The 11,443-nt window shown below is 66.3% G+C and carries 7 protein-coding genes; 5 read left to right on the forward strand and 2 right to left on the reverse strand.

Features of this window, described 5'->3' with window-relative positions; genetic code table 11:
- Nucleotides 1-4: 4 nt before the first annotated feature.
- Both AC04MI_RS11915 and AC04MI_RS11920 read right to left on the reverse strand, forming a co-directional pair.
- Nucleotides 5-3,514, reverse strand: a complete 3,510-nt coding sequence (locus AC04MI_RS11915) for a UvrD-helicase domain-containing protein (RefSeq protein ID WP_476497863.1) — start codon at nucleotides 3,512-3,514, stop codon at nucleotides 5-7.
- The gene (locus AC04MI_RS11920) at nucleotides 3,511-6,129 is read right to left on the reverse strand and encodes a PD-(D/E)XK nuclease family protein (protein WP_476497864.1); all 2,619 of its coding nucleotides are present in this window, start codon (nucleotides 6,127-6,129) and stop codon (nucleotides 3,511-3,513) included. The genes AC04MI_RS11915 and AC04MI_RS11920 overlap by 4 nt, the downstream gene beginning before the upstream one ends.
- Before the next feature lie 110 nt (nucleotides 6,130-6,239).
- Between AC04MI_RS11920 and trxA the strand changes: the two genes are divergently transcribed.
- From trxA to AC04MI_RS11945, 5 genes are all read left to right on the forward strand, one after another.
- Nucleotides 6,240-6,572, forward strand: a complete 333-nt coding sequence (gene trxA, locus AC04MI_RS11925) for a thioredoxin TrxA (protein WP_008906761.1) — start codon at nucleotides 6,240-6,242, stop codon at nucleotides 6,570-6,572.
- A gap of 277 nt (nucleotides 6,573-6,849) precedes the next feature.
- The gene (gene rho, locus AC04MI_RS11930; protein ID WP_476497865.1) at nucleotides 6,850-8,112 is read left to right on the forward strand and encodes a transcription termination factor Rho; all 1,263 of its coding nucleotides are present in this window, start codon (nucleotides 6,850-6,852) and stop codon (nucleotides 8,110-8,112) included.
- Between the two features lie 92 nt (nucleotides 8,113-8,204).
- Nucleotides 8,205-8,459: a type B 50S ribosomal protein L31 gene (locus AC04MI_RS11935; protein ID WP_015013594.1), complete on the forward strand. Its 255-nt coding sequence runs from the start codon at nucleotides 8,205-8,207 to the stop codon at nucleotides 8,457-8,459.
- A gap of 109 nt (nucleotides 8,460-8,568) precedes the next feature.
- Complete coding sequence (locus AC04MI_RS11940; RefSeq protein ID WP_436078519.1) at nucleotides 8,569-10,269, forward strand: hypothetical protein; 1,701 nt, start codon at nucleotides 8,569-8,571, stop codon at nucleotides 10,267-10,269.
- On the forward strand, nucleotides 10,269-11,443 hold a 1,175-nt coding region (locus AC04MI_RS11945; protein WP_476497866.1), incomplete at its 3' end, for an MATE family efflux transporter. The genes AC04MI_RS11940 and AC04MI_RS11945, both read left to right, overlap by 1 nt.

Here is an 11,443-nt window from a genome sequence, read left to right on the forward strand (position 1 = left end):
CATGTCAGAACAGAGAGCCTTGCGGAGAATCCGGAGGGCCTGGCGCGGTGGGCGCGCGCTCTGGTTGTGCTGGAGCAACCGGCGCAATGGGGGCAACGGGCGGGCGAGTATGCCCCACCACGAGGGCCTGGGCCGCCGATGCCCCTGCTGAGCCCGGCGTATCGCCCACCACTACCAACCGCCCATCGCCCGTGAGAAAGGCGGCATGCACCACCTCGCCCGGCATCAGGGCCTGTACGGCTTCGCGGTAACGCTGCAACTGGGCCACCAGTGCCTGATGGCGCTGGGGTTGGGTGGCGCTTTTGTAATCCAGCACCCACCAGCCGGCCTCTGCATCGCCGGCGTGTGCCGCGCGGCGCTGCACCAAGCGGTCGATGCGCAGGCTCTGCCCCTGGTAGTGCAGCGGGGCTTCGTTGATGGCGGTCTGCACCAGGGCAGCATCCCACGCCCAGGCCCCCTCGCCCGCCAGAATGGCCTGCGCCATGCGGGCGGCCAACGCGGCGGCAGCGGGGGCAATGTCGTGGTCCAGAGCCAGGCGGTCAATGCGCGCGGCAGCCCAACCCTGGGCGCGCAAGTCGGCCAGTGGGGCACCAGCCACGCCGGCTTGCTCCAGCAGCTGGTGCATGGCATCGCCCTGGCGCGACAAGGGGGTGGACTCTCCGTCGCCCGGCATGGCCACAGGGCTGTCGCCCGGCAATCCCGCATCGGCTTGCACGCGCGCGCTTTGCAGCGCCTCGGGCAGCGCGGGCAGGCAGGGGATGGTGAACGTCTGCGCGGGCGCTACGGCCGCCACGGCATGTTCTGCGGGGGCCAACGCCTGCGTGTCCACTTCAGTGACCAAGGGAGCGAGCCGATTCCACCAACTGCCGGGGGCCGAGTTACCGGGCTGCACGGACGACAGGGCCAAGCAATGCTTGGCACGCGTCATGGCCACGTAGAGCATGTTCAGTTCCTCGCGGCTGCGGGCCTGCTGCTCGGCGGCGAGAGCATCCACTGCGCTGGGTGGGGGGGTCGATTCGCTGGCCAAAAAGACGAAGGCAGACGGCACGGCCTGCTCGCCAGGCCAGTCCACCAGCACGCCCATGGTCTCGGCCTTTTGTGGACGGGTGTCGGTATCGAGCAGTAGCACACAATCGGCCTCCAGCCCCTTGGCACCGTGCACCGTCAGCAAGCGGATGGCCTGCGCATCCGCCCGCCCAGGGGCGCGCACACCGCCCTTTTTCATGGCCCGCACAAAGGCATAGGGCGTGAGGTAGCGCCCCCCGTCGTGCTGAAGCGATGCCGCCAGCAGTGCGCGCAGATTGGCCTGCACGGACTGGCGCTGGGTGACCGGTGCTGCGGCAGCGAAGCGGGYCAGCACGTCACCGTGTTCGTAAATGGTGTGCAGCGCGTCGTGGGGCGGCAAAGTACCCACCCACGTCTGATATTGGGCCAAAACAGCTCCAAGCGCTTGATATTCATGCGCTAGCAGCTCACTTTTCAATAGCARATCAAACCAGCTACAGCCCGCGTGTTCCGGCTGGCGGCGCAACAACGCCAGCGCGACCAGTGCGTCGTCACCCAGGCCAAACAGGGGTGACTTGAGCGCGCGGGCCAAAGACAGGTCGTGTGTGGGCGACACCAGCGCGTCGAGCAGCGCCACCATGTCCTGCACCTCGGGCGCGTCAAACAGGTCGGCCTTTTCGGGCTGCACACAGGGCAGGTGCAGGGCGCGCAGGGCGTCTTGCATGCTGGCCAGGCGGTCGCGCTTGCGGGCCAGCACCAGCACCTCTTTGGGCGGCGTGCCGCTGGCGATCTGCGCGGCCACCCAGGCGGCGGCCTGGGTGCATTCGCGCATGCGCTGGGTTTCTTCGGCCTCGTGCCGGGGTTCGGTCAGGCTGTCGCGCCAGGCCAGGGCGTCGCGGGCTGCGCCTTGGCTGTCGTCGTCCGCATCGGTGATGGCGGGCAGGCGCAGCAACTGGCCGGGGTGTTTGGATTCGGTGGTGTGGTCACGAAAACCACTCGTTTCGTGCTGCGCCTGGGCCTCGCCCATCACGGCGTTGACGGCGCCGATGACGCCCCGCGCGTTGCGGCGTGTGTGGTCGCARYTGAGCAGMTCGCCGCCCAGCCCATCGCGSACRAAGGYCTGCGCGGCGATGAACACCTGCGGCTCAGCGCGGCGAAAGCGGTAGATGCTCTGCTTGGGGTCRCCCACGATGAACACGCTGGGTGCGGCCGAGCCACCGCCCGAGCCCGCGTAGCCCGACAGCCACGCATGCAGCGCCTGCCACTGCAGYGGGTTGGTGTCCTGAAACTCATCGACCAGCAGGTGGCGAATGCGGGCATCGAGCCGCTCCTGCACCCAGCCCGACAGCACCGGGTCCGCCAGCATGACCAGGGCGGTGCGCTCCACATCGTTCATGTCCACCCAGCCGTGCTGCTGCTTGACGGCCACAAACTGCGCAATCAGGCAACGCGCCAGCCGGGCCATGCGCTGCTGGTGCTGCCAGGCCTCGTGCTGGAGGCGTGCGGTGAGCAGGCGCTGCAGCTCGGGCTCGGCTTCTTGCGCGGCGGGGAACTTCTCGAGGTTCTTGGACAGGCGGTCTTCCTTGGCCACGAACATCGCACGGCGCAATTGGTCCAGGCGCTGGTTCAGGTCGGCGCAGGCCAGCGCGTCGATGATGGCGTCGGCCGCCTTTTGGGGGGTCTTGTTGGCCTCTGCGCCCAGCGCGCTGGCGCGGCTGCGCCAGCGCTGAAGAGCAGCGTCGGTCTGCAAAGCATCGGCGGGCTCGGCCAACGCGGCCAGTTCGGGGTAGGCCTGCTGGAACGGCGGCACCGAGGCATCGACCACGCCCGCCTCGTCCGCCAGATCGAACTCCACCCGCTTGGCCAGCGCCGCTGCCAGGGCCTTGTGCGTTTGCGAGCGGCCATGGCGGGCCACCACGGCTTCGTAGTCGGCACGCAGGCTGGCGCTCTCAGCCACAGTCTGCAAGAACGGGGGCCACACCTCGCGCACCGCCTCGGCATCGTCTTCGAGCAGCTCAAAGTGCGCGGGCAGGCCTTGTTGTTGCAGCAGCGCCAGCGGCGCCGTGCCCAGCAGCGCGGCAAACCAGCTGTGGAAGGTGCGGATCTGCACCGGGCGGCCTGCAGTGAGCAGCTGGCGGTATAGATTTTGCAGCGCCTCGCGCTTGTCCAGTGCACCTTGGGGGCTGATTCCCCTTGCAACCAGCTCGGCCGTGAGTTCCTCCAGCGGCTTGTGGCTGAACTGCTCCAGCCACTCCTGCAAACGCTGGCGCATTTCRCCGGCSGCYTTCTTGGTGAAGGTGATGGCCAGGATCTCGTGCGGCKCGCAGCCGTCGAGCAGCGCSCGCAGSATGCGCGASACCAGCATCCAGGTCTTGCCCGCRCCGGCGCAGGCCTCCACCGCCACGCTGCGAGCAGGGTCGCAGGCGATGGCGTAGAAGGCCTCGCGCGATACGGGGCGGCCGTTGTGTTCGTAAGCGGCCTGGGCGGGTGGGGAATGGCTCTCGGTCATGGCGTCTCCTGCGCGGGCAACGCCTGTTCAGCGTCCGCCCAGTAGTCTTTGCGGCACAGGCCGCGCACGGCGCAGAACTCGCACACCGATCCCTCGCCCAGCGCGGGCAGCGGCGCGCCGGCGGCGATGCGGGCCATGTCGTGCTGGATGCCTTCGATGAGCACATCGCGCAGGTGCACCACCTCGTCTTGTTCGTGCAGCTGTGTCTCGCCGCGCTCGCCTACATTGACATAAGCCGCTCGCAGGGTGTCGTGGCTCAACAAGGCTGCGTAAAAAGCAAGTTGGGTGTCCTCCGCACCGGACTTGATGCGCTGGCGGGTCACGCTGTCGCTTTCGGTCTTGTAGTCAATCACCAGTACCGCAGGCTCGCCGGTGGACGAGACCCCATCGATGCGGTCGATGGTGCCGATGAGTTCCAGATCGCCCAGCGGCTGACGGGCCTTGAACTCGGCCTGGCGGAAGGTGGCGCCCTGTTGCTCATGCCCTGCCAGCCATTGCAGGTAGCCGTCGCGCAGTTGCGTCCAGCCCGCGGCAAAGGGCAGAAAGTCGCCGTCCCGCAAACGCTGCTCGCGGGTGACGGCCTCGGCGGCGGCGTCCATGCGCACGCGGCGCTCATCCAGACCATCGGTCGGCTCCGCCAGCAAGGCTTCATGAAAATGCTGCAGTACCGCGTGCAGCCAGGTGCCAAAGTCCCGCTTGTCCACTTCGGCATCCAGCTCGTCGGCCTCGCGCAGGCCCAGTTGGCGCTGGGCAAAGAAGCGGTAAGGACAGTGGCGCAAATCGGAATACGCCGTGGATGACAGGTGGGTCACCGGCAGCGCCTGGCCCACGGGCAAGGGGCGTAGCGTGGGAGTGGCGACCACCTCGCGCGCACCGCGCTCATCGGCTCCCGGCAGGGCGGCACCATGCAGCTGCAGGGCGAGCACCAGCGCGCTGGCCAGCAGGGGCTCACCGCCTTCGTCACCGGTGCGCCACAGCACATCCACCACCGGCGTGCGCAGGGCATGGGCCCAGGCGGCACRCTGGGCAGCCTCCAGCGACTGGCGCGTAGGCAGGCCCCATGCCTCGCGCTGGGCCTGTGTCCAGTCGCCAGCGGGTTCGGGAGCAGGTTGCAGRCGCTTTTCGTCGCAACCCGGCAACACGGCGGCGGCGAAAGGGCGGCCCAGCAGTTGCGGCATAGGCACCACCACCACGGGGGCACCAGCCGCCTGCGCGGCCACATAGCGCCCGGCCTCCAGCACGTCTTTGGCCCAACGGGTGAATTCGGCCAGTGTCATGCGGCGGCCCGCACTGTCGCCCCAGCCGTCCAGCTCTGACTGCTGACCGTCCTGCAGGCGCAGAGCGGCCAGCACCCGCATGCCAGCAGGGTCGGCCTGGAGACCCTGCCATTGGCCGGCCTGCTCCAGCACCGTGCGCAAAGCGGGTAGCCACTGCGCCAGCGGCCGTGCAGCGCGCAGGGTGCTGCGCCATGCTTCTACGGTGGCCACGGTGCGGGCCAAGTGGGGCTGCGCACCCACGTCGCCCATCAAACCCAGCTGGGCGGCGGCGCTCCAGTGCTGCACCACACCTTTGCGCAGCCATTGCTCCAGGCGATTGACCTCGCCAGGCATCAGCGCTGGGGTGTGTTTGACCCAGTCCAGCACCTCGTTGGAAGAGGCATTCCACGCAGCGGCCTGCAGCACGGCCATGACCCGTGAAGCGGCGCGCGTGGTGGACAGAATCCAGCCGCTTTCGTCGCGCACCAATACGCCACTGCTGTCCAGGTGGGCCAGGACACGGCGGATCAGTGCGCGGTCAGTGGCCGCGAGGGCCACGGGCACCCGACCCTGCTCGACATGACGCAGCACACAGGCCGCAGCACGGTGGGCCTCGTCTTCGGCGTCCGTTGCGGCGTGCAGGGCCCACTGCGATGTTGAACCCGCATCACCGACCAACGCGGGGAGCGCAATGCACACACCTTGCTCACCCCAATGCGCCTGCAGGGCCCGGGTCAGYGTGTCAGACTGAAATCCCTCCAGCACCACCAGCGCATCCACCGCCYCGCGAACGCCGGGCTCAAACAGCACATCGGTCGCGTAGCGCGATGCCAGTGCCCATTCCAGCGCCAAGCGAGCCACCAAGGCCTCGTAATGCAGGGCGGTACCTTCTTCCGGCGTGGCCAGCAGCTTCCGTGCCTCGTCACCCCAGGCAGCGCGTAGGGCTGGGGGCACGGCAGCAATCACCGGGGCCAATTGGGCTGCARCCTCCTGCAGTGGCGTGGCCAGCACCTCGCGCTGCCCGCCCTGCCCCACACGGTCGAGCAAGGTGCGGGCCATGAGCGTGTCGCGCGCAACGTCGCCCGCCAGGTCGTCGCCCGTGGGCTCGAAAGCTTGCAGCTGGCGAGCCCAGTTGCGAGTGGTTTCAAAACGTGGTGCAAAGCTCTGCGGGAACTGCTGAACCCAATGGCGCTGCGCCCAGGGCATGAGCTGGGCGTAGGGCACCAGCACCACCGTACGCGCCAAATGGGCACCATGGGCTTGGGCATGCGCGGCCACCCGGGCCAGTGCGCATTGCCAGAGGGCGGTGCTTGCGGCCGCAAATCCACTGGTTTGATCGCTTTTCGCTATGACTGTCATAGCGTCGCAAGACCCGGCCACACCGGTGAACGTGGGATTGGTTTCTGTCACAATGCCCAGACTTTAAACGTACACCGGTCGCAACCCGCCCAAAATCAAGGAATTCCGCCATGGCCAGCGAACTCATCAAACATGTCTCCGACGCCAGCTTTGAAGCCGACGTGCTCCAACCGGGCTCCGCCGTGCTGGTGGACTACTGGGCTGAGTGGTGCGGCCCCTGCAAGATGATTGCGCCCATCCTGGACGAAGTCGCAGGCACCTACCAAGGCAAGCTGCAGATCGCCAAGATGAACGTGGACGAGAACCGCGAAATCCCCGCCAAGTTCGGCATCCGCGGCATCCCCACCCTGATGCTGTTCAAGGATGGCCAGCTGGCAGCCACCAAGGTCGGCGCGATGAGCAAGGCCCAGTTGACCGCCTTCATCGACCAACAACTGGCCTGACCCACTGCCCCAAGCCCCCTCGGTACGAATGCCGATGGGGCTTTTTTGTTAAGCGATAGACCTGCGGGGAAACAACACGCTGGCAGTTGCGCAAGCCCACACCTTGCGCCCCTGAGGCCCCCGCATTTTTTCCTGTCATAATTCCCACAGATCACCGGTCTGCACGCATTGGCAGCCGGACCAAGATCCCTGGCGAGCCGGACCTGCAAACAGCAGCCCATTCGGCATCAGCCCACCTCCCCCAAGATTCATACCAGCTCCGCCAAGGAGTCAWTCCATGCACTTAAACGAACTCAAGGCACTSCACGTGTCTGAAGTCCTSAAGCAGGCYGAAGARCTYGARATCGAAAACRYSGGCCGCATGCGCAAGCAGGAGYTGATGTTYGCSATCATCAAGAAGCGCGCCAAGGCSGGYGARCAGGTGTTTGCAGACGGCGTGCTSGAAATCCTGCCYGAYGGCTTCGGCTTYCTGCGCAGCCCSGACACCAGCTTCACSGCCAGYACSGACGAYATTTACATCWSCCCSAGCCAGGTGCGTCGCTTCAACCTGCACACCGGCGACATGATCGAAGGCGAAGTGCGCACGCCCAAGGACGGCGAGCGCTACTTTGCACTGACCAAGCTCGACAAGGTCAACGACGGYCCRCCMGAGCAGAACAAGCACAAGGTGATGTTCGAGAACCTGACGCCCCTGTTCCCCAAGGAGCAGATGCGACTGGAGCGCGACGTCAAGAGCGAAGAGAACATCACCGGCCGSATCATCGACATCATCGCGCCCATTGGCCGCGGCCAGCGTGCGCTGATCGTCGCGCCGCCCAAGAGCGGCAAGACGGTGATGATGCAGCACATCGCCCACGCCATTACGGCCAACAACCCCGAMGTGCACMTGATGGTGCTGCTGGTGGACGAGCGSCCYGAAGAAGTGACCGAAATGCAGCGCACSGTSAAGGGMGAGRTCATYGCCTCSACCTTCGACGAGCCCGCCGCSCGCCACGTGCACGTGGCCGARATGGTGATCGAGCGCGCCAAGCGCCTGGTCGAGCTCAAGAAGGACGTGGTGATCCTGCTGGACTCCATCACCCGCCTGGCCCGCGCCTACAACAACGTCGTGCCGTCGAGCGGCAAGGTGCTGTCCGGTGGTGTGGATGCCGCCGCACTCCAGCGCCCCAAGCGCTTCTTTGGCGCTGCGCGCAAAGTTGAGGAAGGTGGCTCGCTCACCATCATCGCCACGGCGCTGGTCGATACCGGCAGCCGCATGGATGAAGTGATCTTTGAAGAATTCAAGGGCACGGGCAACTGCGAAATCCACCTGAACCGCCGCCTGTACGAAAAGCGCGTGTTCCCTGCCATCGAGCTCAACAAGAGCGGCACCCGCCGCGAAGAACTGCTTCTAGCCCCCGAGATTCTGCAAAAGACCCGCATCCTTCGCCAGTTCATGTACAACATGGACGAAATCGAGTCCATGGAGCTCATGATCAAGAACATGAAGGCCACCAAGACCAATGTGGACTTCTTCGACATGATGCGTCGCGGGGGCTAATTCTCAGCCTGTGCAATAATAGAGGGCTTTTTCTTGCGGAAAGTACATCGGACTGGCCGGTGCGGCTCCCGCAGTTGACTCAAAGGAAGATCATGAAAGAAGGCATTCACCCCAACTACCGCGAAGTTCTGTTCGTGGACCTGTCCAACGGTTTCAAGTTCGTGACCCGCTCGTGCGTGAACACCAAGGAAACTGAAACCCACGAAGGCAAGGAATACCCGCTGTTCAAGCTGGATACCTCTTCTGAGTCGCACCCCTTCTACACCGGCACGCAAAAGTCCGTGGACAACATGGGTGGCCGCGTGGAGCGCTTCCGCAACCGTTTCGGCAAGACCGCAGCGAAGTAATTCGCCCCTGCGATCCCGCCAAAAAGGCAGCCCGGGCAACCGGGCTGCCTTTTTTCATGGGTTTTGCCTTTATTCTCGGTGGCTCCTTTGCCCAGCCACCCACTGCCGCGTGACTCCACCCACCCCCGCCATCGTTACCCAGAACGCCGTCAGCCCACTGCCCCGCTGGGCTCTGCTGCTGCTGTGCATTGCCTACGTAGTGCCCGGCTTTGTGGGCCGGGATCCGTGGAAAAACGCAGACGTCACCGCCTTTGGCTACATGCTGGAGCTCGCCCAGGGGCGTACTCCCTGGCTCAGTCCGCTGCTCGGTGGCATGCCCCCCGAAACCGAAGGGCTGCTGCCCTACTGGCTGGGGGCCTGGGCCGTGCAGATGGCACCGGCTTGGCTGTCGCCGGAGATGGCGGCCCGCATACCGTTCATCGCGCTCCTGGTCATCACCCTGATGGCCACTTGGTATGGCGTGTACTACCTGGCCCGCAGCCCAGGCGCCCAACCGGTTGCGTTTGCTTTTGGCGGCGAGGCTTCCCCACTGGACTATGCGCGTGCCATTGCCGATGGCGCCTTGCTGGCGCTGATCGCCTGCCTGGGTCTGGCGCAACTGTCGCATGAGGTCACGAGCTATCTGGCACAGCTTGGCTGCACCGCTTTGCTGTTTTTTGCGGTGGCAGCCATGCCTCACCGCACCGTGGCGCCGGCCGTGGCCATAGTGCTGGGCATGGCCGGGCTCACGCTGTCCGGAGCCCCCGCCCTTACGGCCTTATTGGGCATGGGTGGAGCGTTGCTGGCGCTGTTTGCGCCCGCTGGCAACACCGACCGCCGCTGGCGCTGGGCCGCCGTGCTGGCCGCAGCCACACTGGCGGCTGCTGCCCTGGCCCAGGGTCTGGACCTTTGGCGCTGGCGTGTTGTGGGGTTCGATGGTGGTGGCAAGGACTGGCTGAGTCTGGCGCGCCTGCTGCTGTGGTTTGGCTGGCCGGCCTGGCCACTGGCACTGTGGACCTTGTGGCGCTGGCGCCAGCAGATCTTCAGCCGCCCTGGCCAACGGCACCTGCTGCTGCCCCTGTGGTTCACTCTGGTGTCGATTGGCGCCACCATCACCACCCAGCCGGCCGACCGGGCATTGCTGCTGGGCCTGCCCGCCCTGGCTGCGCTGGCAGCCTTTGCCCTGCCTACGCTGCGCCGCAGCGTGGGGGCCTTGATCGACTGGTTCACGCTGCTGTTCTTCACCGCATCGGCCCTCGCGATCTGGGTGATCTGGATTGCCATGCAGACCGGGGTGCCTGCCAAACCTGCCGCCAACGTGGCCAAGCTGGCGCCCGGGTTCGTGCCGCAGTTTTCTGCACTGGCTTTGCTGGTGGCCGTGGCGGCCACTGTGGGTTGGTGTGGTCTGGCGTGGTGGCGCGCATCCCGCAACCGGGCCCCCATCTGGAAGAGCCTGGTGCTGCCCGCAGGTGGTGCTGCCCTGGGCTGGCTTTTGCTGATGACCCTGTGGCTGCCCCTGCTGGACTACGCACGCAGCTATGGTCCGCAGGTGCGCAGTGTGGTGGCAGCCCTGGGGCCGGAGCCCGGGTGCATTCAGACCGTGGGGCTGAACCGTGCTCAGGTGGCGGCTCTGCAGTTCCATGGACAGCTGTCACTGCAGCGCGCGGGCCTGCAGGATGAATGCCAGTGGCTGCTGGTGGACAGCGCCTCCTGGCCCGCGTCCGAGCGCATGGTCCGCGCTGAGCTGTGGGAAGCCCGGGCCACCCTGCCCCGCCCCACCGACAAGAACGAGAACCTGCTGCTGTTCCGCCGGGCGGCCCCGGCCCGCTGATGTCGGAGCTGTCCACCATCACCCGGCACGCCGTGACTGTGCTGGCGGGGCAATTGGCGGTCATGGCCTTCGGGGTGACGGACACCATCGTGGCGGGGCGCTACAGCGAATCGTCGCTGGCCGCGCTGTCCGTGGGGTCGGCCATCTTCATCAGTGTGTACGTCGCACTGATCGGCGTGCTGCAGGCACTCCTCCCCGTATGGGCCGAACAGCGCGGCGCGCAACAGCCTGAGGCCGTAGGCCGATCACTGCGACAGGCCTTGTACCTGTGCACTGCTGCTTCAGTGGTGGGCATGGCGGTGCTGCTATCGCCGGGCGCGCTGCTGCGCTGGACGGAGGTACCCCCTGCGCTTCGCCCGCAGGTAGAAAACTACCTGGCTGTGCTGGCACTGGCACTCCCACCCGCCCTGCTGTTCCGGATCTACAGCACCCTCAACCAGGCCCTGGGCCATCCGCGTCTGGTCACCTGGCTACAGGTGGGCTCGCTGCTGATCAAGCTGCCGCTGTCGGTGTGGTTCACCTTTGGCGGCGGGGGCCTGCCTGCACAGGGGGTGGTGGGCTGCGCCTGGGCAACACTGGTCGTCAACTGCAGCATGCTGGCCCTGGCGGTGTGGCTGCTGCGCACGCAGGACATCTATACCCCTCTGGGGCTGTGGCGCCGCATGGAGCCCCCGCACTGGCCCACGATTGCAGGCTTTGCCAGGCTCGGCATTCCAGCAGGGCTGGCTGTGATGGTGGAGGTGACCTCCTTCACCCTGATGGCCTTGTTCATCGCGCGCCAGGGCACCACCTCGGCGGCCGCCCACCAGATCGCCGCCAACATGGCTGCTGTGCTCTACATGGTGCCGCTGTCGCTGTCCATCGCCACCAGCGCGAGGGTGAGCTACTGGCTGGGCGCACAGCAGCCCCAGCGAGCCCGTCAGGTGGTTTTGATGGGTTTTTCACTCGCTGCGCTAGTGGGTATTGCCTTGGCAGCTATTCTATTGATAGCAAGACACTCGATCAGCCAGATCTACACCGACAACGCCAGCGTGGCAGCCGTGGCCGGCACGGTGCTGGTCTGGGTGGCGGCGTACCACGCTGCCGATGCGGTGCAGACGCTGTGCGTGTTTGTGCTGCGCTGCTACCGCATCACGCTGGCGCCACTGGTGGTGTACTGCGCGCTGCTGTGGGG

This window comes from Acidovorax sp. LjRoot204, assembly GCF_056175785.1.